This is a genomic window from Paenibacillus sp. FSL H3-0457 (assembly GCF_037981725.1).
GTDB lineage: Bacteria > Bacillota > Bacilli > Paenibacillales > Paenibacillaceae > Paenibacillus > Paenibacillus amylolyticus.
Window position 1 is genome coordinate 2,636,502 of the sequence record NZ_CP150283.1, and the last position, 22,457, is coordinate 2,658,958.

Consider the following 22,457-nt stretch of genomic DNA (forward strand, 5'->3'; position numbering starts at 1 on the left):
GAGGTAGCTGTGTAGATCGGTTTTTGTTTTGCCCTCGAGTACATCATTTTGATTGGTTACTTAAAGAGCTATCTGTTTTACTCTGTTATGCATTGCCTCCGGCAAAGGAGGTTGAGGTTGGAATGATCTCACCCGACGGATTCTCGCTGGTTGCACTCGCTGCTGCTTGCGCACCTTGCTGGAGCTGATACATTTTATAATAGCGGCCTTTAAGCTCCATCAGTTCATCATGTGCACCTTGCTCAACGATACGCCCGCGATGCAAAACCAGAATCTGATCTGCCGAACGAATAGTGGACAGACGGTGAGCAATGATGAAGGTGGTACGTCCTTTTTTGAGGACTTCGAGTGCGTTCTGAATCAAAGCTTCTGTTTCCGTATCGATATTGGCTGTCGCTTCATCCAAAATGAGGATGGCCGGATCAAACGCCAGTGCACGAGCAAAGGAGATCAACTGACGCTGTCCAGCAGACAATGTGCTTCCTTTTTCGATGACGGGTTCGTCAAAGCCTTGAGGCAAATGAGCCAGGATACGTTCAGCGCCTACATCACGCAGCGCCTGTTCAATTCGTTCACGGGAGATCTTCTCATCGCCGAGACTGACGTTGGAAGCAATGGTGCCTGTGAACAGATACGGGTCCTGCAATACAATCCCTATATGCTCGCGAATCCACTGTTTAGGCAGATCTTTGACGTTCTGACCGTCAATCGTGATCTTGCCTTTTTGCGGGTCATAGAACCGGAACAGCAGGTTGATGATTGAGCTTTTACCCGAACCGGTATGACCGACCAGAGCGACCGTCTGACCTTGGGATGCTTTAAACGAGATATTGTTAAGCACATAATCCTTCTTATAGGCAAAGGATACATCGTCGAAGACAACATTTCCCTTGTATCTTGGCATGGAACCATCGGTTACAGCTTCTCCCTTTTCATCCATCAGCTCAAAGACGCGACCAGCAGATACGAGGGAGGAGTCCAGGTTGGCGAGTTGATTCACCATACCGGTGATTGGCTGGAACAAGCGACCCAGAACATCAACGAAGGCATACAGAACACCTAATGAGATAATACTTGTGCCATCCAGCACACTGGAACCGAAGTACCACAGGACCACCGCAAATGCGATATTCCGTAATACGTTAACCAGGTTGTGTGAGGTGAAGGCATTCAGGTTCAGCATTTTGTTCTGGTGTTTCATATAGTCATCATTCAGATCTTCGAATTCCTGTTTGGTTTGTTTCTGATGGCGGAATACGCGGATAATGGACATCCCCTGAATGGACTCGTTAATGATTGCATTGATCTCACTCAGTCGGGATCGAATAATCGTATTGTAACGAGTGGCGAATTTGCGATAGAGCACAATCCACGCAATGAGCATCGGCACGACGAATAATGAGATCAGGCCCAGGCGAACATCGAGCAGGAAGAGCGCGACATATACACCTGTAATCGTGATGATTCCTGAGAAAAAGTTCGAAAGAACAGCAACGAACAGATCTTTTACGGCTTCTGTATCGTTTGTGACCCGAGATACAACTTTACCTGCGGGCAGGTTATCAAAAAAGTGCACCGGCAGTCGCTGAATATGGGCATACACATCGTTACGCAATCTTTGAATGACCTTGTTGGCCGAGGATTGCAGCCAGAAAGTTTTACCAAACTCCATAATGACCGAGATCACGAGGAAGATCATGTAATACACAATTAATTGATAGATGCTGGGCATCTCCGGTTTGTAAAAAGCAAACAGTTCACCAGCGGACAGGGGTGTTGCCGCATATTGGCCTGTTACCTCACCTGCGCGTGTAACCGTGAGGGTTCCATCCGTATATGTGCGGTCCCCGTCAGGTGCGCTTACCGATTCGTTTACAAAATAAAAACTTCTGCCGGCTTGTAATACCCGGACTTCGGAACCTTTGTTTTCATCCGGTTCGAACAAGCCTTCGCGTTTGTAGTTCTTACCGTTGTAGACTGCGGCTTCATCTGAAGCTGTCGTCTCATAGAAAGGCTGCTCAATCGCGAGCAAGTGATTGTCGATCATGGATTTGGCGATGAACGGCCCCGCAAGCTCGGCCGCAACCCCAATGGTAAGCATAATTAATGCAGCGATAAATGTTCCTTTGGCTTTCAAGGCGTAATCAAGCAGCCTTTTGCCTGTATTAGACTTCAATGAATTGACCTCCTACGTGGACAGATTGGACTCGACCTGTTGCCGTTCATACTGTTCACGGTACCAGCCGTTCATGGCTAACAATTCCTGGTGAGTGCCTTCTTCCGTAATTTTTCCGTGCTCCAGTACGATGATTCGGTCAGCATGTTCAATAGCAGACAGGCGATGAGTCGAGATCAGCGTGGTTTTGCCCGAGCGTTTGTTGCGTATATTTTCAATGATTTTGGCTTCAGTACGTGCATCGACCGCAGATAAGGCATCATCGAGGATCAGAATATCAGGATTAGCAATAAAGGCACGCGCCAGCGATACCCGCTGTTTCTGTCCACCGGACAGAGAGATTCCTTTTTCACCAACGAGTGTATCCAGTCCATCGGATAAGGTTCCCAGATCCCCGTCAAAAGCGGCGGTACGAATGGCTTCCATGATGATTTCATCACTGGCCCCAGGTTGACCGAATTGAATGTTCTGACGAACAGATTTGGAGAACAGAACTTGTTCTTGTGGTACGTACCCGATCCAGCTGTGCAAGTCATCTTTGGCGATATCCTGAATCGGATGACCCGAGATGCTTAATGTACCCGAACCGGCAGGGTATTCATGAAGCAGTTGTTTGAGCAAAGTAGACTTACCGCTACCCGTACGACCCACAACACCCAATGTTTGACCCCGTCGCAGCGAAAAGCTGATATGACTGAGATTGTCGACAGTGGAACTTGGGTAACGGAATGTAACATCCTGCATCGCAATTTCTTCCGGATTCGTAACGTGAGCAGGTTGCTCCACATCTTGTACGGCAGGTTCTACCGATAAAGTCTCGTTGACCCGATCAAGCGAAGCGCTACCACGTTGCATCAGGTTAATTAATTCGCCGATGGCAAACATGGGCCAGATCATCATCCCCAGGTACATGTTAAACGATACGAGATCCCCCAGGGTAATTTCATTATGAAATACAAGATATATGCCGTAGGCAAGTGCAATCACATAACTGAGTCCAACGAAGAGGCGGATGGTGGGTTCAAATAAGGCATCCATTCTGGCAACAGCCAGGTTTTTGCGATACACATCTTCGGTCACGTCGGCGAACCGTTTCTCGTCCAGACGTTCCTGCACATAAGCACGCACGACACGAATCCCGGCGATGGATTCCAGCACCTGGTCATTCATATCTCCGAATGCATCCTGTGCAAGGGTGTAACGTTGATGTACAGCTTTACCATAGATCATCATGGCAATGGCGATAAAAGGTAATGGCAGGATTGCCGCCAGGGTCAGTTTCCAACTAACCAGGAAACCCATGGCGAACAATACGGTGGCCAGAAAGGCTGTAGAGTCTGTTAAGGTCAACATGCCGAAGCCTGCTGTAGTGGCAATGGAACGAAGATCATTGGTGGCCCGAGCCATCAGATCTCCTGTTCTGTTTTTCTCAAAAAAGGGAGGAGTCATCCGTAACAAGTGGTCCATAAAGCGTGAACGAAGCAGCCGCTCCACCAGATTGGCACCACCAAACAGTTTGTGCATCCAAACGTATGTAACGAGATAGATAATGATGACTGTTCCCAGAATAAGCAGAATATAACGCGTAAGTGAGGTGCCGGTAATGGAACCGCGCACAATCTCGTCGATGGCATTACCAAGAAGACGAGGAGGCAGCAGTTCGGCAATGCCCACCAGAATAAGCAAAATGACACCGGTTAGGTATCGTTTGCGTTCCAGCCGGAAGAACCAGGCCAGGTTTTTAAGTACAGAGAACAAGTGTTATCCCTTCCTTTCGATGTCCGAGAAATGCAAATTCCGTTCATGAATGCCGAAATGTACCCACAAAAAAAGACATACCGCACGCAGGCGGTATGTCTTCATATAATCATACGGCAGCATGGCTCAGAGAACAGAGCCGTCACCATATATAAGTTCGATTGTGAGTATACATCACAGAGGTTCTAATGAAAGATCGCCTGTCATGCCGACTTATGAACGGAATAATGATTTCGGGTGTGCTCCGGTATTTAGTTGTGTGCTGAATTGACCTATCATATGTTTGTTAAACACCGTAATCACCCTTTCTTTTTTTGGAAATAAATACAATGTAGACCTCGTATGTTTGCATCTTAACACCGGCTTTTACAATCTGTCAAACATTTTTCACAACTTATTTTGTCTTTATGTGGTCACTCGGGTTTGTATTCAAGTCCCTGTCGAGATATGATGGAACATATATATACAGAAGGAGCTGACACCAAATGAGTACCATACATGTATCCGATCAAGCTGCTCGCTGGTACAAGGAAGAGCTGAATTTGAACGAGGGAGACAGCATTCGATTTTTTGCACGTTATAGCTCTGGCGGAGGTCTTCACCCTGGATTTTCGCTAGGTATTGCTGTAGAGAAACCAAGACATCCTGCGGATCAAACCGAAGTTTCGGGGATTCAATTCTTTATGGAAGATCACGATTATTGGTATCTGAAAGGGCACCAACTGCATGTGGACATCGTTGATGAAGGTCAGGATATCGAATATCGTTACACGGAAGTCTAATGCTTGAAGTATTCTGTTAAGCAATAGGTGGATTACAGGTCGCCACCGGCTTCCGAGTAGGAGGAGGGGATAAGCAGTGAATCTGCCACCACGAGATTTGGCCCAGTATATCGCAAAACGCTCACATATTGTTGTAAAAGCGGCGGTGCGGGCTGAGAACGAACAAGGTGAATTACTGCTGATTCAGCATGCTGAACATGGTCACTGGCGGTTGCCATCAGGTGAGATGCGCCCGGGTGAAGCCATTGAAGGTGCTGCACATCGGGAGTTATGGGAAGAGACAGGTTGGACTGCTGATACCATGACACTGGAAGGTCTCTATTCGGGGCCTGACCTTCGGCATCTGCATTCAAGCGGAGATGAAGAGTATTATGTCATTGCCCTGTTTCGGACAGTGATCATTCAGGATGACCTTGTGGAGTCGCGTGTAAATAGTGATGCAGGTCTGAAGTTTTTTGCGCTGGAGTCGTTACCACCTCTGAATCAGATTAGCCGAATCCTGTTAGCGCGGGATATTGTAGAATAAAATAAGTGTTGACGCAAAAAATGACCTTGGCATGCACTATATAGTGGGTGCCAAGGTCATTTTTTATAAAAAAATCCGATTCACGTGCTCAGAGCATAAATTACACCTGATCCAGTGGTTCATCATCCATCGCAAAATCAAAATCATCAATATCAAATACCTGTACAGGTGATTCAGACTCAATTATGCGTGCAATCAGTTCAACCTGATCGGTAAGAATCGGGATACTCAGGCGCTGAGATGTCAGCAGCAGTTCGGTCTCAATGGGATCGAAATACTCCCCGTACTGTGCCGTATCTATTGCATTGATAATGGCAATGGATACTTGGTCACCAAATAAAATGGAGGGGCTTTTGGCCCATGGAACAAGTAACGCACGCTCTATTTTTTTCTTATTCAGCGGTTCCTCGAAATAAGAAATCATTTCATTGATTTTGGATTTCACATGCTGATCATCTGCCGGGTTATCCATCATGGGATCAGGACTGGTCTGGAATTCATATAGCTCAAGGATGGTGGTATAAGGAACAATATATTCAACAGGCGCGGGCGGCGCTAACAATTGACCGTAAATGGCCACCATCACGGCTTCTGTAATAAACTGACGTGACATGGTTCCTGAATCCTCCTGCGCCATTAATAGTTGCAAAGTGAATCTATACGTTTATGCAACAGCATAACCATAATAGTACGTGTTCAAATAGGACGGTTTTCAGTACCGAGAAGATGGGATGAAGCTAGAAATGGAGTAGCGGAGCGTAGGGAAAACTACGTGAGCAACCAAAATGTTTCCTTCGGAAACATACTTCGTAAGCCTTCCGCTTATTTCGGCTGAATTCCATATTCGATGCTGATGATGCCGATAGGCATCCTTCGTAATCAAAAGCGGACTTTTTGAACAACCTCTAATGTGGATTATTCTGCTGTAGGCTCGTGTACATGATTTGCATGAATAGAAGTATATCACACAACGGTGGGAAATACAGCCAATCTGCATAGCATGTCAGGTCACAACCTTCACAACTTGAATCAGGATTTGCCCAGCAGCAATGATAAAATTCCCGCCGCAATCAATGGACCCACAGGTACACCCTTGAACAGGGCAACCCCAAGTACCGTTCCGATTAACAGCCCGGCAACGACAGTTGGCTGTGTACCCATCAACGTAGCGCCACGTCCTCCGAGATATGCCACCAGTAATCCTACGCCAATGGCGAGCAGTGATTTCCAGTGCAGGAAAGACTCACCGATCGTCTGCAGACTCATCTTGCCACTGGCAAGAGGTGCCATCACGCCAATGGTCAGAATGATAATGCCCAGTGTAAGTCCGTATTTTTCAAGCCATGGAAATGCCTGATTCAGGTTCAGGACTCGTAGCAACAACAGAAATACCATCGCTACGGTCACAGGTGTGTTGCTGCTGATAATCCCGAGAGCCGCAAATACGAGCAACAGCAGGGAAGTCATATCCATTGTTTTCATTTCCCTTCAGTCTGTCCACGTTGTTTGCTAACGATATGTTCCGCAATGTAACGTCCATGCCAGCGCCCGGATTCAATAAAGACTTCATTGGCATTACGCCCCGAAGCGATGACTCCGCCCACATATACACCAGGTACGCTGCTTTCCATCGTTTGTGCATCATATAGAGGTTTATCCATATCATCAGACATCTCCACACCTACCGACGTGAGTAGTTGACGATCTGGACGGAAACCGGTCATTGCCAGTACGAAGTCATTATCCAGTTCCCGAGTGGAACCATCCGTGTGTATCAGACGAATCGAATCATCGAGTATTTCATTCACGCGTGATTCCAGGTGGAGTGTGATATGACCTTTTGTCACCATGCTCTCGAATAGCGGACGTACCCATGGTTTAATATGCTGGGACAGACCACTGCCGCGATAAACCATATCAATATGTGCTCCGACCCGAACCAGTTCCATGGCTGCATCCACGGCTGAGTTGCTTCCGCCAATAATGGCGACACGTGTACGGGTATAAGGGTGGGCTTCCCGGAAGTAGTGGGTTACTTTATCTTTATCTTCTCCAGGGATGCCCAGATAGTTAGGATGGTCAAAATAACCGGTAGCTACAACTACATTGCGTCCAACATGTACGATGGCCTCCCCGCGGCGATTGAGCGTATGTACCTCAAACGTACCATCATCCTTGCGTTTAATTTCACGGGCTTCCTCATAGTTATGAACACGCAGACCAAAATGTTCGGCTACCCTGCGATAATAGGCAAGTGCTTCATAACGAAACGGTTTATCATTAGGTGTGCTGAACGGAACGTTTCCGATCTCAAGCAGCGGGGCTGTGCTGAAAAACTGCATATGGGTTGGATACAGATAAATAGATTGAACGATATTGTATTTCTCAACGATCACAGCGGACAGTCCCAGCCGCTCACATTCAATGGCAGCAGACAGACCGCATGGGCCTCCGCCGATAATAATGACATCTTCCATGTTCTTAATCCTCCTTATTTCAAGCAATATAATCCTACCGTAAATAACGAGCCAATGCCAGTTCAAGCGTGGAGTTTAATTAGACAAGCTTACTTGAAACCAAAGGAGTTGACGTGCAGAGAAGAAAAGACTAATATCAAATTAGATATATATCTAATTGAAAGCGAGATGAACGATGATGCAGCTGGAGAAAATTGTGGCTTATCATAAAGCGTTGGCTGACCCGACCCGGCTTCGCATGCTGCTGTTGTTGGCACAGGGTGAACTGCACGGACAGGCACTTGCCGAGCGGCTGAATCTGTCACAGCCAACCGTGACACATCATGCATCCAAGCTGAGAGAGGCGGCGCTGATTAAGGAACGACGGGAGAAAAATACAGTGTATTTCACACTCAATCCTTCGTTTATCCGCGAGAATGCACAGGCTTCGGTTGATTTTATCTTTAATCGAGAGGAGGTTGAGGATATGAGTGATGTGAACGAAACATTGAAAGCGTCGGTCATGAGGAATTTTTTCTCCAAAGATGGACGACTGCGTCAGATTCCGGCTCAATACAAGAAAAAACTGATTGTACTTGGTCATCTGGTCGAGCAGCTTGAATTTGGTCGGAAGTATACGGAGAAAGAAATCAATACATTTATAAAGCAATACCATGAAGACTTTGCCACGATTCGGCGGGAATTTATCATGCATCAGTTCATGTATCGGGAAGAGGATATCTATGAATTGAATCCGAAGGAAATGTGGACACGCTGGGATCAGGTCAAATAGAGTAGCTGGTGGTAAAAAAAGTTTGGGCTTGACAACTGTAAAGCTCAGTGTGTAACATAATGGATAATTCTACAAGGGAGGCGATTGTTTATGACAAATTTAAATGCAGTATACGTTAATTTGAATATGAACAGCGTCTCCGGAACGGATCAAAGCATGTAATTTTGCGTTAGCTGGATAGCAGTATCCATTGTAACGTGAAGTATCGCATGCTCAGATGAAGCCACGGTGACGCACCCGTGGCTTTTTTGTTTGCCGATAAAGGGTGTTCCTGAATTGTTTATATCGGAGGGTTAAGTATTCTATCCGGTAGATCTACAAGAAGGGATGATCTTTGATTCGGCTAACTACTTATTGCCACGGGTGTATTTCTACTCGTGGTTTTTTGTTTTGATCTGAACCGGAGATGATTGTTCACTCGGCTTGAACGAAGTAAACAACTTATTTTGGGAGGAATTTTTATTTTAGATAACCATATTGAGAAGTACGGCTGGTCAGCAAAGTGGCAGGAACTGTGGCAAGAGACAGGGATGGAAGAGCAGGAGAAAAAGCCAGCCAGAATTATCGCAGACCATGGACATCTGCAACGTTTGATTACAGAAGAGGGCGAATGCTGGGGAAGAATTTCGGGCCGAATGCGTCATGATAGTCTGGAGACCAGCTTGGTACCAGCGGTTGGAGATTGGGTGGCGATTACAGGTCAGGCAGGTGAAGAAGCAATTATTCACAATCTGGTGCCACGTCGGAGCAGGGTATCGAGACAGGCGGCAGGTCCGGTGACCAAGGAACAATTAATCGCCGCAAACGTAGATACACTGTTAATCGTGGCTGCACTTAATCATGATTTCAACCTTAGAAGGCTCGAAAGATACGTGCTGATGGCTTGGAGTGGTGGCGTAAGGCCGGTCATTGTCTTGAGCAAAAGTGATCTGTGCAACAATGTGGAAGAACAGATCCGAAGTGTAGAAGGAATCGCCCCAGGCGTTGAAGTGCTTGCGATATCTGCAGTGGAGGGTCAAGGTAAATCCTTACTGGAACGATACTTGCAACCAGGGCTGACTGTTGCGCTCACAGGATCTTCTGGCAGTGGCAAGTCTACGCTGGTGAACTGGATGATGGGTGAGGATGTGCAGCTTACGCAATCCGTTCGCGAGGGAGACAGTCGTGGGAGACATACGACAACACACCGGGAGATGTTTGTACTTCCACAGGGAGCCGTATTGATCGATACTCCAGGAATGCGCGAGCTTAATCTCTGGGATGAGGGCAATGATGGGCTGTCGCATGCGTTTGGAGAAATTGAAGAACTTGCCGCCACGTGCCGATTTCTGGATTGCAGTCATACACGGGAAGCTGGATGTACAGTGAAAGAGGCCATACAGGGTGGTTCATTGGATGAAAAAAGACTGAATAATTATCTGAAAATGCAGAAAGAATTGCAATATCAGCAACGCAAGGAAGAAGTGGCATCCAGAAGGCGTACCGCCTCCAGCAAACCGGCCAATAGTCGTAAACCCAAGCACTCCCGTAGTGTGAAAGAGTGGGAGGAAGCCTGAAATCAGGCGGGCATCATCCTGTATCTTGCATAAGATAGGTCAGGAGGGATGTCATTATGCCAGATTACAGGATTATTGTAGATCTGTCTGACCACATGTTATATCTTCTGGATGGCAATCAGGTGATTAAGGGCTATCCCGTTGCCACCGGCAAGATGCTCACGCAGACTCCAAACGGGGAGTTCACTATTATTAACAAACAATCGAATCCAGGTGGGCCATTTGGCGTGCTCTGGATGGGGCTGTCTGCTCCCCATTATGGCATACACGGAACCAATGAGCCTTGGTCTATTGGCAAATCTGTCTCCCACGGTTGTATACGCATGTACAACTCGGATGTACTGGATCTGTCTTCCAAGGTATCTGTAGGCACTAGGGTAACGATCCGGCCGTAGGGCCGGATTTTACTTTTATAAGAGGTAGTTCAAAAAGTCCACTTTTGATTACGAATCATGCCTAGCGGCATCAGGACTGAAGTGGATGAATTTGGAATTATAAAAAGAAGAACATATAATATGGTAAAAATAAGGTAGTTACGTGAGAAAGTGAGTGATAGCTATGCTGATCAGGCGGGCGCGTGAAGGGGATGCGCAGGGGATAGCCCATGTACATACGGAGAGTTGGAAAACAACGTATCGGGGAATTGTGCCTGACGATTTTTTGGATCATTTGACTATAGAATCAAGATTGCCCCAGTGGGAGAAGACCATTCGTTCTGGCGAAAAGGATCAGATCTTGGTGGTAGCTGAACAGGATGATGGGAACATTGTCGGATTTGCTTGTGGGGGTAAGGAGCGTGAAGGAAAATTACCTTATGATGGAGAGTTGTACGCTATATATTTGCTGAAGGAAGTGCAACACGCGGGGATAGGTCAGCAACTGGCGACACATGTCGTTCATCATCTACAGACCCATAATATGAAACGTTTGATCATATGGGCTTTGGAGCGTAATTCAGCTTGTGGCTTCTATGAAAAGATGGGAGGCACTCCAGTCCAGACACAGTCCATCCGCATTGGTGGTCAAGATCTGATCGAAGTTGGCTACGGATGGGAGGACTTGAGCCTCTTTGGAGAGAAGAGCCTGCCCGACTGTTGAAAGACGTCCAGATGCTGAGAGAATAGTGGGGGTTGTATTGTTTCCCTTAAGCTTAAAGAATGGAAGAGCTAATTCAGGTCTACACGTTTGCGTAATTCTGAACAAGGTTAATGATGTATTACACCGTTGTGCAGGTGTGACATTTAATCTTGATCAGGAGGCGTATTCACATGACTTTAATGGACACTGAACATACAACATGGACGAAACAATATATTAATGGCAGCTGGGTAGATGGCTCCGGTGAGAAAACAATGGAGAATATCAATCCTTATTCGGGAGAAGTTATTGCCACATGGCGCTCTTCCAATAAGAAAGACATAGATAAGGCTTATGAGTCAGCTCAGAAAAATTCGATTGAATGGGCGAAGTCATTACCTGCTGCGAAAGAAGAGGTATTGCGTAAAGTTTCATCCCTGATGGCGGAGCGAAAAGAGGAGATTATTCAGCTGCTGATCACGGAATCCGGGAGTACCCGAATCAAATCGGAGGCGGAGTTTGCAGCGGCTAAACGCATTGTGGACGAAGCATCATCTTTTCCTTATCGCATGAAGGGTGAGATCATCCCGTCCAATACCCCTGGCAAAGAGAACCGTGTGGTTCGTGAGCCGAAGGGAGTGATTGGTGTTATCGGGCCATGGAATTTCCCTTTGCATCTATGCCTGCGATCTGTAGCTCCAGCGATTGCTCTTGGTAATGGTGTAGTGATTAAACCAGCATCGGACACTCCAATTACGGCAGGTTGGCTCATTGCCGATTTGTTTGAACAAGCGAGTCTGCCTGAGGGCGTGCTGAATGTCGTTGCGGGAAGTGGCAGCGAGATCGGGGATTACTTTGTCGCTCATCCGGTTCCCAAAGTAATTTCATTCACGGGTTCCACAGAAGTTGGACAAGGGATCGGTAAACTGGCGGGTGAACATTTAAAAGAAACGGCACTGGAACTAGGTGGCAACAACGCGATGGTTGTGCTGGAAGATGCGGACATTGAACGTGCTGCTGAAGCGGCAGTCTTTGGCAAGTTTCTGCATCAGGGACAGATCTGCATGGCTCTGAATCGTATCATTGTGCATGCCGATATTTATGACCAATTCGTCGAATCATTTGTTGCCAAAACGAAGAATGTCCAGGCAGGTGATCCAGCGGATGCCAAAACACTCGTGGGTCCTCTCATTCGGGAAAAAGAGGTAGAACGATTGCTGGAGCTTGTGAACAAAACCAAGGCCGAAGGTGCACGGTTATTGCTCGGGGGGACCAGTAAAGGCAGCGTGCTGTCTCCTACTGTACTTGCCGATGTTAAACCTGAACAGGATATCGTGCAGCAGGAATTGTTTGGCCCAGTGGCAGTGATCATGAAGGCTCATGATGAGCAGGAAGCTATACGTTTGGCGAATGATACTCCTTATGGACTTAGTGGTTCTGTATTCACCAAAGATCTGAATCGAGGATATCAGGTTGCCCAGCGCATTGAATCGGGTATGGTGCATGTAAATGATCAGTCTGTGAACGATGAAGCGCATGTGATGTTTGGCGGTGAAAAAGCTTCAGGGATTGGACGTTTCGGTGGGGATTGGGCCATTGAGAAGTTTACACGTACGCGTTGGATCAGCATTCAGCACCAATATCGGGAATATCCGGGAGTGAAATAAGTCGAAAAAGGGTGAACAAGCAGGGGCATTTATGAATGATTAGAGTAGGTTATAAAAAGATCGACAAATCATGCGAAAGTCCGTATCCAGCTTGGTTGGACGGGCTTTTTGCACAATATTACACCTCGGAAAAATACGGCTTAATATAAGAGTGGAAAAGCTGTTTGGGGCTGACGCTATCTGGTTATTTATGGATACACGGAAGAATCGATCCGTAAATCCAATGGCAAAGGGGCTTAAATTCATGTCCATTGACCGCTTTATTCTGAGGAAACTGAATACCTGTCAGGAAGAACATACACGTGCCAATTTGGTTCGGCTGTTTGTCATTCGTATTCGTAAAGCCGAGATTGCGGAAGAACATGATGCCGCCTATGTCCTGAGCAAACTACACTGAGTGATGGCTGATAATAATTGCGATCCACTGTTAACGTGTATACAACTCAAAAAAGGAAGCTTGTCTATAACGACAGCTTCCTTTTTTCATGTCTTGTAATGACTGTGTCTTACTTGACTCCTTTTAATATAACGATAAAGCAAGGGAGTCGTTTTCACTTCGACTGTGGAGAATGGCTTCTCCATTAACAATCTCAATACTAATTAAAGAATGCAGACATTTTTGAATGGCGCGTTTACCGTTGCTAATTTTATGCTCAAGAGCACTGCTAAGCAATCTTAATGTCTTCTGCATAGGTTGTTTGTTTTCTTGATTAAAATATACAGGGATTGATTTGTTTTGAAAGGTTATTAGGGTTCTCACTTGAAATCACCTCACGGTTGTTATTTCATACAGCTAATATTAAATTCCAATGCTTAAAATTACCTTAAAATCAGCTTATGAAAACATAAAGGTGGGTAATGTTTGAAAAGTGTTCACAATTCAATTGTGAGCGAAGGAATAAAAGTCCTGAAAAACGTAACTTAATTACCATTTAAATGGAACAAAAAACGATAATTTTCGTATCCTCGCAATATTAAATTGCATAACTGCCACAAAAGTTCTGAGTCGAATGTACGATATTTTAATATATACGTGGGTCATATGTAACAAAATTACAAGTGGTACATTGCAAACAGGGTGTTTATGTAAGAAAATAGGGTTGATATAACGATTCATTCTCTTTTTTTGATTTAATCTGACATTAGGACAATTTACATATGAGACCATGGGAGGGATTCGGATGATTCTAACCGTGCATTCCGGCCGCGAGGAAGGAGAATGGTTCGACATCGATGTTCCGGACGAATGTACCATCGAACATTTGAAGACATTACTCGGCGTTCGCATTTTTGGACAGGCACCGGGAGACGGCATTCAGTACATCCTTGAAGGCAAGTTTCCGGAAGGTCTGTGGTTCTCTCCGCAGAACGCACAGCAGTTAATGGAAACGGGGCTACGACAAGGCAGTTGCGTACGTGTCCAGCGGGCTTTTTCAACAACTTCGGAAGAAGCGCCTGTATATGGAAGACGTTCATTGTTTCAACAGGACAGCAACGAATAGGGCTTTTGAACGTATACATTCATTATTGAACGAACTAAAGGAGGTCTTCTCTTCGTGAATGTGTTATATCAGCGTTCTCCAAGAATGACACCGGTTCTCAAGGAAGAGAGACTCGAAATACTCAGGCCTCCAACAGAACCGAGCAAACCCACGTTTTCCATGATATCCATTATTGTGCCGATCATGATGACCATGGTTAGCATTGGTTTCTACGTATATATCAATATGACCGGCAAAATGGGCAACAGCAATTATATGATGTTTCAGATGATGACGGTCATGATGATGCTTACTTCTTACACCATTCCATTCTTCGTGTATCTGAGCAACAAGAAATCATATCGCAAAAAATTGGAAGAACGAAAAATAATGTATCTTGCCCAATTGGACAAACACCGGGAAGAACTGAAAGAAGCTCAGGCGGAGCAAGTGAAGAGCCTGTACGAAATTCATGGTGATCCGGGTGTGTGTCTTCAAGTGGTGAAGAACCGGAACAGTTCCTTGTGGGAGCGTTCACCAGAGGATGATGATTTCCTTCAGGTGCGCATTGGTACGGGAGAGATTCCATTCCGAATCAAACTTCAGGTTCCGCGGATTGATGGTTACGAGAAGGATGAGCTGATTGAAGCGGCCCATGAACTTGCGGCTGAATTCCAGACGGTACCAGATGCTTCCATTACATTGCCTTTGTTCCAATCGAAGGTTATGGGACTTGTCGGTGATCGGGAGGAAGTGCTTGCTTCCCTGCGAGTCATCATCTCACAACTGACGGTACGCCATTCCCCGGATGAACTGAAGCTTGCTGCTTTCTATGAAGAAAAGGACAGCAAGGAATGGGACTGGCTTCGCTGGATGCCCCATATCTGGGATGAAGACCAAGGACAACGCTATATGGCCGACAGGCACAGCGGTGCGCATCAATTGGCGGACAGCTTGTTTTCCGTGTTGAATCGGCGTCGTAACAATAAGGAAGACCGCTACAAGAAAAGCGTACAAACGCCGTGCTACGTTGTAATTCTCTCCGATACGCAATTAATTGAAGAAGAACCGTTGCTTCCGCTGCTGCTGGAGTCGGCTCACGAGATTGATGTATGCACCATCATACTGGCTAATCGCAAGGAGTCTCTACCGATGCATTGTCAGTTGATTATGGATGCCTCCAAAGGCAAAGGGGTGTATATCAAAAAAACGGAAGATGCGGATGTTATTCAACAAACGTACAAGCCTGATGTGATCTCGAAGGAGATGGCAGAGGCTCTTTCCCGTTATATGTCACCGATCCGGTTAAAGCGGTCATCTGCTTCAGATATCCCGCAAGTGCTTCCGTTATTCGATATGCTGAGCACATCACGCGTGGAAGATCTGGATGTGGTGTCCAGGTGGGGACAGACGAGATATCCTGACACGCTGCCCGTACCAATGGGTGTACGCGCTGGCGGCAAAAAAATTGCGATAAACCTGCATGACAAAATTGAACGTCAGGGTCATGGTCCCCATGGTCTGATTGCAGGTACAACCGGTTCAGGTAAAAGTGAAGTCATCCAGTCCATCGTAGCTTCACTCGCTGCTGAATTCCATCCACATGATCTGGCCTTCATGCTGATTGACTATAAAGGTGGCGGGATGTCCAATACATTTGTTGATCTGCCTCATGTGGTAGGGACAATCACCAATCTGGATGGGAATCTGATCGAGCGGGCGAATATTTCACTTCGTGCCGAACTGGTCAGAAGGCAAAAAATATTAAATGATGCGGGAAACCTCCAGCATATTGATGAATATTACAAGATTCTGCGTTCCAGACATGAACAGCCACTGCCACATCTGGTTATTATCATTGACGAGTTTGCTCAATTGAAGCGGGACCAGCCGGAGTTCATGGATGAATTGATCAGTATCGCGGCCATTGGTCGGACACTTGGGGTTCATCTAATTCTGGCAACCCAAAAGCCAGCTGGTGTTGTAGACGATAAAATATGGAGTAATTCTCGTTTCCGGATCTGCCTTCGCGTACAGAGTGAGGGAGATAGCAGGGATATGATCAAGATTCCAAATGCTGCCTGGATTACAAAGCCTGGTCGCGGATATTTCCAGGTTGGTAGTGATGAAGTGTTTGAAGAAATGCAATTCGCCTGGAGTGGTGCACCTTATAACCAGCAGGAGGATTCAACAACGGTATTACCTGTTATGGAAGTGCGCCTGAACGGTAAGCGGGAGCCTCTGTTAACTGGAGAGCGCAGAGCCGTTCTCAAAGGTGAAGATGTTCCGAAACAGCTTCAGGTATTTATTGATTATGTTGCGCAGTCTGCAGCGGATGCGGGTATCCGTCGTTTGCCAGGACCATGGTTGCCACCTTTACCAGAGACACTGGAATGGGAAGGTCTTCAGGACTGGCAGGAAGAAGAGAATCGGGATCTGCTGCTTGATGGCGGGGCGAATGGTCTGAAACCACTGGTTGGTTTGCTGGATGATCTCCCTAATCAGCGCCAACAACCGCTCGCATTGCCTGTGGATCAAGGACATCTGGTCGTGTACGGCATGCCAGGACTGGGCAAAACAACATTTGTTCAGACCTTGCTTATGTCTTTGGCCCGTTCCCATAGAACTGAACCTTGGCATGGTTACATTATCGATATGGGCCGTATGATGAAAGACTTTGCAGCACTACCTCAGATCGGTGGCGTGATGATGGCTGAAGAGGAAGACCGGATCAAGCGGTTATTCCGCTATATTCTCAAGCTGTCAGCACAACGCAAAGATATCATCTCGGAGGCGGGGGTTAAAACGATTTCGGCGTACCGCCGGACAGCTCACGCGGCTGTCCCGCAGGTTGTGGTCGTTATCGATGGTTATCTTTCATTCCGCAATGCCTATCCGGAAGAGAATGAACTTCTGGAGACGATCCTGCGTGAAGGCGGAAGTCTGGGTATCACCTTTGTGCTCACAGCCAATCGGGTAACAGATGTATTTGAAAAATTCAGAAGCAATATTCCCAATGCGGTTTCATTTGAGTTATCCGATCCAAGCGATTATTATTATGCCGTGGGAAGACCTTCCAAGGCGCCAAGCCAACTTCCGCCAGGAAGAGGCCTGGTCAAAGGGCAAGTGCCTCCATTAATGTTCCAGGCGGCATTACCATCTTCAGGGGCAGATGAGGGCAAGCGTTCATCGGCACTGCGCCGTACGATTGCTGAGATTCGCCAAGGCTGGACAGGGGAAGAAGCGCCGCAGATTGCTCCACTTCCGGAAGAGATCAAACTGAAGGATCTGCTCATTCGGACAGGATCATATGGTCAGGCTTGGGATACATCGTCTGTAACTGTCCCTGTGGGATTGCTTACGGATGATCTGGAACCATTCGAGCTTAATCTGCGTGAAGGTCCGCATTTCATGGTAACGAGTCCGATGGAAGGCGGCAAAACGACATTTTTATTGACATGGATGTTATCACTGGCTTATCATGCTTCTCCGGAAGATGTGCAAATATACACAGTAGATATGCGTTATGGCTCAGGTGGGCTGGGGGAAATCAGCAGTTTGCCCCATGTCCGTGGACATGTATCGCGAGAAGAACAGCTTGCACCTGTCATTCAACAGTTGTACGATGAAGTTCTGAAAAGAGGCGAGATTTCCGGTGGACCGGAACTTGTGCTCGTCATCGACGATGCGGACACCTTGTCCAAGCAGCTAAACGATTTTAATGTGAAAGATCAATTGGGAGCGATTGTTCGTCAAGGAAGGGATCGCGGTGTACACGTGATTCTATCCGGAGTTCCGGCAGACTTCCCAACCTTTGGTTCTGACTGGGTAACGGATGTGAAGGCTTCCCAGAGTGGAATGCTGTTCGGGACTTTAGACCCTAACGATCTCTCGTTCTTCCGTATACCTTATTCCGAATCTGGAGGTAGTTCAGGTGGGCTGAAGGTACTGCCTCCGGGTCAAGGTTATTATGTAAAACGTAAATATTCCAGGGTTAAAGGTGCAGTTCCATGTGATGACAGCTGGAAAATGACCGATTGGATTTCTGAAATTCGTGACCGATGGCATGTTGTAGTTTGAGGGGAGGTGGCTCATAATGTTGACGGTTCATGATTCTAAGCAAAAGGTAGTCACGTTGCAAACAAAGGAACTTTTTTTCCTGGCTGGTATTCTCGGTTCAGACCGACTGCTTGGTGTGGAAGATCCGTTTCGCGGCTATATGGCGGAGGATATCGCGATGGAGTGGGAGCGTGTCAAAACCTCCCTGCTTGACAAAGGATATCTGATTCGGGATCAGGATACCGATGAGCTGATCATGACACCGACCGTTTTCTCCAGGGTAGCCATTGCCGGATTGTCCGACAGAGCTTGTTGGATTCGCTACACGATCAACGGCAAGTCGTATGAGAGTTATATCCATTGCACGGATGAGCGGGTCGTTGAAGTTTCCCGTGTTGACGACGTACCGGACTCGTTCCGGCTCAGCGATCTGGGAAGTGTTCGTGAAGCCATTGATGTTCTGATAGAGCGGATGAAATGGAGCGGCCATTCTCCTGCGGAGAAACCGGCCCTAATGTGCTCCAAGAAAAAATTTTATGATGTCATGAATGAGCTCGAAAACAGCGGAGTACAGACCGTAGCAGCGGAACTCGAACAGGAGACAAGTGATCCTGAGGGCTCACTTGCACTGGCACGCTGTCTGGTGGGTAAGGAGTCAGACGGGGAGCTTAGGTTGCTTGTATGGAATGAAGACGGGTGGAAGTCGCAGTCGGCAGCATTTGCTGCAAGTGCGGTATCCAACTGGTTGTTCCGGATGAGCACTGCGGCTTCAGATGATTGGCTTGTTGCAGCACTAACGACTAGAGAACAGTTTCACGAGATGCTGCTGGACTGGCTTAAACAGCCTGCAGGGGAAGAGGAAAGGTGATGGTAAATGCGCATTCGTGTGGAACCGGATGTGCTTCGGGCACTGAGCAAGCAGATTCAGTATGCAGCGGAGCAAATACAGCAAAAGATGACAGTGTTGGATCAGGCGATTCATTCGCTGGAGTGGGAGGTTGAATCCCGCGCAGCGGTGATGAATGAATGGAATCACAGTAAACGACTGGGCGAGGATGCGCTGCGTCGATTAATGGACTTAAGCGTACAGCTGGGACGCAAAGCGTTGTTATTCCAGCAGGCAGACATGGAGTATCGTTCCGTGCTGAGTCATGTGAACACAGCCTATGGTAATGCGGTCAATATGCTGAATGTTCTTCAGAACAATCGTACAGGAGAAATCATGCCTGCACATTCTGCAACTGTAGCTGTAGTATCCGATCCCCTTTCCGCAATGGCGGCCGTATATCGTGTACAGGATGCCGCTCCGCCTGATGGCTCCCCGGCTACACTGGTGCAGGCTATGCAGCCTGAGCCTGTAGCATGGAGATTCACAGATCCTTCCTTTCGGGGAAGAAGAGGGACCGAGCCTGTTGTTTCCTGAACAGGGTGAATAAAAGTAACAGCAGAAAGTGAATATTTTTTTGTAAATAGGCTGTTAGGAGAAGTTTCAAGTGCTGAAAATGGGGTAAATAGGATTAGGTCCTTCGGCTTTTGTCCGATCGATCCTGGTATAGTACAATTTGAACAAGTAAAAATTTAATTGCACAAACCAAGGAGGAATTTACAAATGGCAGGACGTATTTTAGTTACCCCAGAGCAGCTTGATCAGGTTTCCAACCAATTTAAACAAAGCGGTGAGCAAAGTCAGCAAATCGTATCTACATTGACTCAATCCATCACAAGCATGGAAGGACAATGGGAAGGTATGACAAAGCAACGCTTCTTCCAAGAGTTCCAAGAAGCTAGCAAACAAATGCAATCATTCGTTCAAACGCTGAACAGTATCAGCGCTGAACTTACAGCTATTGCTAACAAATTCCGTACAGCTGACCAAGCTCGTTAATCTGCTTTACATAGATCAGGCCGATGTGAAGTCTGAATTCGTCCTGAATTATAGGTGGATAGCAAGCTGAAGATGTACAACTACAGCAAAAACCGGGAGTTTTCACAACACCCGGTTTTTGTTGCAACTATGACACTAGGACAGAGAGAGGGATAAGCATGTCTTTTCAACCAAATCCCGGGGATGAAGTGGTGATTAACGACATTGCCTATACGATTGGGCAACATCCGGCTGCGCCGGGTCTGGCTTATGCCCAAGCCGGAAGGCAGGGGATTGTTTATCAGTTGTTACCCCGAAATGGTTCCATTCATGGGGCTAAAGCACTAAAAGTATTTTTTCCTAAATTCCGTATTCCGGCTATGGTATATCAGTCTGAGCATATGGAGTCTTATAGTGAACTGCCAGGTTTGCAGGTATGCAAGCGTGATGTGCTCACTCCGGAAAGAAACGGAGCGCTCATTGGAAAACATCCCGATCTGTTATATGCGGTGTTGATGCCATGGGTGCAAGGTCAGACCTGGTTCGATGTGATCAGTGATCAGAGACAGTTGACGGCTGAGGAGAGCCTGAAGCTGGCTAGAGCGCTTGCTGGAACAGGTTCGGCTATGGAACAACGTGGACTGGCTCATTGCGATATGTCCGCTCCCAATGTAATGATTCCGTTTTTTTCCGAAGTGGAGAACCTGGGGAAGATGTCTGCGGTAGAACTTGTGGATGTCGAGCAGATGTACGGTTCCAAGATGGATCGTCCGGATGCCCTGCTTGCCGGGTCACCAGGTTATGCAGCCCATCGAACAGTGCACAGCGGTTTGTGGAGTTCATATGCTGACCGATTTGCCGGAGCGGTTATCATTGCTGAAATGTTAAGCTGGTCCGACCCTGTGATTGTAGAGAAAGCGTGGGGCGAAAGTTATTTTGACCAGCATGAAATGCAAACGGTGAGTGAACGGTATTATGCGATGCGGGAGTCCCTTGAGAAGCGTTGGGGTTCCAAACTGTCCGATCTGTTTATTCGAGCTTGGGAAAGTCACGATCTGAGCAGTTGTCCGACGTTTGGTGAGTGGTATGTTGCATTGGCTGCGGTAGACGTGGATCAGGCCAATGCAGCGGCTGCTGTGACAGCGGAAGAAGAAGCTGCCAATTCGTCCGAAGCTGATGTGAATCTGAAAAAGAGCTCAGAACCAGTAAGTGAACCGGTGAATACGCAAGACGGGAACCGTCCTCAAACGCCGCACTCTCCCGATCAGGAAGCGGTTGTGAACCGTCTGTTCCTGCAAGCAAGAGCCCTGGAGGATGAAGATAAACCGGCTGCAGCACTGGAAGTGTACCGCTCGCTTTATCATTTTATTCCTCATAACAGCGCGATGCAGATGGAAGTCGAGGCTGCAATTAAGGAACTGGATGCAAAGCTTAATCCAAAAGAAGACACAGACAAACCTGTACCTGTGCCATTCTACAGATCCAAAAAGTTCATGATTTCCTCCGCTGTGCTTATTGTATTGCTGGCAGGTGGCGTGCCAACGGTCAAAATACTCGCCGATCAGGCAGAGGTGAAACAGAAAGAACAGCAGGAAGCCACACGACTGGCAGATATCAAAGCTGCGGAAGAGGCTGAAGCAGCAAAGGCAGCTGCGCTCAAACAGCAGGAAGAACAAGAGAAACAAAAGGCAGCAGATGCTGCAAAACTGGACGCGGAGGAAAAGAAAAAGCTTGCTGAAGCCAAGCAGAAGGCAGCTGAAGCAAAGAAAAAAGAAGAAGAACGTAAGGCGTTACAGGCCAAGTACGACAAACAGGCGAAATATGAGGCCTTTCTGGTGAAGCAGGAACAGCAGAAGAAAGAAGCGGCTAAGAGAGCGGAGCAGGAAAAATACGATAAACAGGCGAAATATGAAGCTTATCTGGTCTGGAAAAAAGAGAATGATGCCAAGCTTGCAAAACAGGAAGCGGAGCGTAAAGCGGCAGCTGAAGTTAAACGTCAGCAGGAGATTGCTCAGAAAGCAGCTCTGAAGAAAAAACGTGCCCAGAATGTGGTCACGCTGATTGCTCACTACAATAAAACGTATAACGCGCAAAAAGGCAGAAAAATTGAAAATGCGGAATCGTATGCCCGTGATTTCAAAAATCTTTACAATACCGATGCTTCCTATTTCAAAGGTGTTGGCAAAGTAGCCGCTCGAATGAGTGCCATTAACAAATTTCTGAGCAACAACAGTTATACGTTGCCTAACTTATAAATTAATG

Annotated in this window: 20 protein-coding genes; 14 read left to right on the plus strand and 6 right to left on the minus strand. The window is 46.9% G+C overall.

Translation table 11 applies throughout. The features are described 5' to 3' along the window. Nucleotides 1-85: 85 nt before the first annotated feature. Nucleotides 86-2,176 (minus strand): ABC transporter ATP-binding protein, encoded by a 2,091-nt coding sequence (locus MHH25_RS11880; protein WP_340020031.1) that lies wholly within the window; start codon nucleotides 2,174-2,176, stop codon nucleotides 86-88. Between the two features lie 12 nt (nucleotides 2,177-2,188). Next, on the minus strand, nucleotides 2,189-3,934 hold the full coding sequence (locus MHH25_RS11885; RefSeq protein WP_340020032.1) for an ABC transporter transmembrane domain-containing protein: 1,746 nt from the start codon (nucleotides 3,932-3,934) through the stop codon (nucleotides 2,189-2,191). 485 nt (nucleotides 3,935-4,419) lie between these two features. On the opposite strand from MHH25_RS11885, the gene MHH25_RS11890 reads away from it, so the two are divergent. Together MHH25_RS11890 and MHH25_RS11895 are read left to right on the plus strand one after the other, a co-directional pair. After that, nucleotides 4,420-4,716: a HesB/YadR/YfhF family protein gene (locus tag MHH25_RS11890; RefSeq protein WP_036609218.1), complete on the plus strand. Its 297-nt coding sequence runs from the start codon at nucleotides 4,420-4,422 to the stop codon at nucleotides 4,714-4,716. 76 nt (nucleotides 4,717-4,792) lie between these two features. Beyond that, entirely contained in the window at nucleotides 4,793-5,242 is a 450-nt protein-coding gene (locus MHH25_RS11895) for an NUDIX domain-containing protein (RefSeq protein ID WP_340020033.1), read from the plus strand. A gap of 100 nt (nucleotides 5,243-5,342) precedes the next feature. Here MHH25_RS11895 and MHH25_RS11900 read toward each other — a convergent pair whose 3' ends face one another. From MHH25_RS11900 to MHH25_RS11910, 3 genes are all read right to left on the minus strand, one after another. Beyond that, nucleotides 5,343-5,855: a hypothetical protein gene (locus tag MHH25_RS11900; protein ID WP_036609214.1), complete on the minus strand. Its 513-nt coding sequence runs from the start codon at nucleotides 5,853-5,855 to the stop codon at nucleotides 5,343-5,345. A 416-nt stretch (nucleotides 5,856-6,271) separates the two neighbouring features. Beyond that, a complete protein-coding gene (locus MHH25_RS11905) occupies nucleotides 6,272-6,715 on the minus strand; it encodes a DUF441 domain-containing protein (protein ID WP_036609212.1) in 444 nt (147 codons plus the stop codon). Nucleotides 6,716-6,720: 5 nt separating this feature from the next. Next, entirely contained in the window at nucleotides 6,721-7,719 is a 999-nt protein-coding gene (locus MHH25_RS11910; RefSeq protein WP_076249782.1) for a YpdA family putative bacillithiol disulfide reductase, read from the minus strand. 178 nt (nucleotides 7,720-7,897) lie between these two features. Between MHH25_RS11910 and MHH25_RS11915 the strand changes: the two genes are divergently transcribed. The 6 genes from MHH25_RS11915 (at nucleotide 7,898) to MHH25_RS11940 (ending at nucleotide 13,188) form a co-directional block, all read left to right on the plus strand. Beyond that, nucleotides 7,898-8,491, plus strand: coding sequence for a metalloregulator ArsR/SmtB family transcription factor (locus MHH25_RS11915; RefSeq protein ID WP_036671025.1), 594 nt, complete (start codon nucleotides 7,898-7,900; stop codon nucleotides 8,489-8,491). 410 nt (nucleotides 8,492-8,901) lie between these two features. After that, nucleotides 8,902-10,047 carry a ribosome small subunit-dependent GTPase A gene (gene rsgA, locus MHH25_RS11920; RefSeq protein WP_340020035.1) on the plus strand — a complete coding sequence of 382 codons (1,146 nt, stop codon included), beginning with the start codon at nucleotides 8,902-8,904 and terminating at the stop codon, nucleotides 10,045-10,047. 56 nt (nucleotides 10,048-10,103) lie between these two features. After that, nucleotides 10,104-10,442: a L,D-transpeptidase gene (locus tag MHH25_RS11925; protein ID WP_076318547.1), complete on the plus strand. Its 339-nt coding sequence runs from the start codon at nucleotides 10,104-10,106 to the stop codon at nucleotides 10,440-10,442. A gap of 163 nt (nucleotides 10,443-10,605) precedes the next feature. Continuing rightward, nucleotides 10,606-11,145 carry a GNAT family N-acetyltransferase gene (locus MHH25_RS11930; RefSeq protein ID WP_340020036.1) on the plus strand — a complete coding sequence of 180 codons (540 nt, stop codon included), beginning with the start codon at nucleotides 10,606-10,608 and terminating at the stop codon, nucleotides 11,143-11,145. Between the two features lie 170 nt (nucleotides 11,146-11,315). Beyond that, the gene (locus MHH25_RS11935) at nucleotides 11,316-12,791 is read left to right on the plus strand and encodes an aldehyde dehydrogenase family protein (RefSeq protein WP_340020037.1); all 1,476 of its coding nucleotides are present in this window, start codon (nucleotides 11,316-11,318) and stop codon (nucleotides 12,789-12,791) included. Nucleotides 12,792-13,035: 244 nt separating this feature from the next. Next, nucleotides 13,036-13,188 carry a hypothetical protein gene (locus MHH25_RS11940; RefSeq protein WP_164783094.1) on the plus strand — a complete coding sequence of 51 codons (153 nt, stop codon included), beginning with the start codon at nucleotides 13,036-13,038 and terminating at the stop codon, nucleotides 13,186-13,188. Between the two features lie 123 nt (nucleotides 13,189-13,311). Here the strand turns inward: MHH25_RS11940 and MHH25_RS11945 are convergent, their stop codons facing one another. After that, complete coding sequence (locus MHH25_RS11945) at nucleotides 13,312-13,551, minus strand: hypothetical protein (RefSeq protein ID WP_074094612.1); 240 nt, start codon at nucleotides 13,549-13,551, stop codon at nucleotides 13,312-13,314. Between the two features lie 421 nt (nucleotides 13,552-13,972). On the opposite strand from MHH25_RS11945, the gene MHH25_RS11950 reads away from it, so the two are divergent. The 6 genes from MHH25_RS11950 to MHH25_RS11975 all read left to right on the plus strand — a co-directional run bounded on the left by MHH25_RS11950 (nucleotide 13,973) and on the right by MHH25_RS11975 (nucleotide 22,450). Then, complete coding sequence (locus MHH25_RS11950; RefSeq protein ID WP_340020038.1) at nucleotides 13,973-14,293, plus strand: hypothetical protein; 321 nt, start codon at nucleotides 13,973-13,975, stop codon at nucleotides 14,291-14,293. A gap of 54 nt (nucleotides 14,294-14,347) precedes the next feature. Then, entirely contained in the window at nucleotides 14,348-18,352 is a 4,005-nt protein-coding gene (essC, locus tag MHH25_RS11955) for a type VII secretion protein EssC (protein WP_340020039.1), read from the plus strand. A 16-nt stretch (nucleotides 18,353-18,368) separates the two neighbouring features. Beyond that, complete coding sequence (locus MHH25_RS11960; RefSeq protein ID WP_047842537.1) at nucleotides 18,369-19,199, plus strand: hypothetical protein; 831 nt, start codon at nucleotides 18,369-18,371, stop codon at nucleotides 19,197-19,199. A 6-nt stretch (nucleotides 19,200-19,205) separates the two neighbouring features. Then, nucleotides 19,206-19,754, plus strand: a complete 549-nt coding sequence (locus tag MHH25_RS11965) for a WXG100 family type VII secretion target (RefSeq protein ID WP_017689072.1) — start codon at nucleotides 19,206-19,208, stop codon at nucleotides 19,752-19,754. Between the two features lie 186 nt (nucleotides 19,755-19,940). Continuing rightward, the gene (locus MHH25_RS11970; protein ID WP_017689071.1) at nucleotides 19,941-20,216 is read left to right on the plus strand and encodes a WXG100 family type VII secretion target; all 276 of its coding nucleotides are present in this window, start codon (nucleotides 19,941-19,943) and stop codon (nucleotides 20,214-20,216) included. Nucleotides 20,217-20,374: 158 nt separating this feature from the next. Further along, entirely contained in the window at nucleotides 20,375-22,450 is a 2,076-nt protein-coding gene (locus tag MHH25_RS11975) for a hypothetical protein (protein ID WP_340020040.1), read from the plus strand. Nucleotides 22,451-22,457 lie beyond the last annotated feature (7 nt).

What these genes read in the sequence shown, in the direction of transcription:
- MHH25_RS11960 (WP_047842537.1), top strand. Translation starts at nt 18,369, where the DNA reads ATGTTGACGGTTCATGATTCTAAGCAAAAGGTAGTCACGTTGCAAACA.
- MHH25_RS11970 (WP_017689071.1), top strand. Translation starts at nt 19,941, where the DNA reads ATGGCAGGACGTATTTTAGTTACCCCAGAGCAGCTTGATCAGGTTTCC.
- MHH25_RS11925 (WP_076318547.1), top strand. Translation starts at nt 10,104, where the DNA reads ATGCCAGATTACAGGATTATTGTAGATCTGTCTGACCACATGTTATAT.
- MHH25_RS11950 (WP_340020038.1), top strand. Translation starts at nt 13,973, where the DNA reads ATGATTCTAACCGTGCATTCCGGCCGCGAGGAAGGAGAATGGTTCGAC.
- MHH25_RS11935 (WP_340020037.1), top strand. Translation starts at nt 11,316, where the DNA reads ATGACTTTAATGGACACTGAACATACAACATGGACGAAACAATATATT.
- MHH25_RS11975 (WP_340020040.1), top strand. Translation starts at nt 20,375, where the DNA reads ATGTCTTTTCAACCAAATCCCGGGGATGAAGTGGTGATTAACGACATT.
- MHH25_RS11940 (WP_164783094.1), top strand. Translation starts at nt 13,036, where the DNA reads ATGTCCATTGACCGCTTTATTCTGAGGAAACTGAATACCTGTCAGGAA.
- MHH25_RS11890 (WP_036609218.1), top strand. Translation starts at nt 4,420, where the DNA reads ATGAGTACCATACATGTATCCGATCAAGCTGCTCGCTGGTACAAGGAA.
- MHH25_RS11910 (WP_076249782.1), bottom strand. Translation starts at nt 7,719, where the DNA reads ATGGAAGATGTCATTATTATCGGCGGAGGCCCATGCGGTCTGTCTGCT.
- MHH25_RS11965 (WP_017689072.1), top strand. Translation starts at nt 19,206, where the DNA reads ATGCGCATTCGTGTGGAACCGGATGTGCTTCGGGCACTGAGCAAGCAG.
- MHH25_RS11915 (WP_036671025.1), top strand. Translation starts at nt 7,898, where the DNA reads ATGCAGCTGGAGAAAATTGTGGCTTATCATAAAGCGTTGGCTGACCCG.
- MHH25_RS11900 (WP_036609214.1), bottom strand. Translation starts at nt 5,855, where the DNA reads ATGTCACGTCAGTTTATTACAGAAGCCGTGATGGTGGCCATTTACGGT.
- MHH25_RS11905 (WP_036609212.1), bottom strand. Translation starts at nt 6,715, where the DNA reads ATGGATATGACTTCCCTGCTGTTGCTCGTATTTGCGGCTCTCGGGATT.
- MHH25_RS11930 (WP_340020036.1), top strand. Translation starts at nt 10,606, where the DNA reads ATGCTGATCAGGCGGGCGCGTGAAGGGGATGCGCAGGGGATAGCCCAT.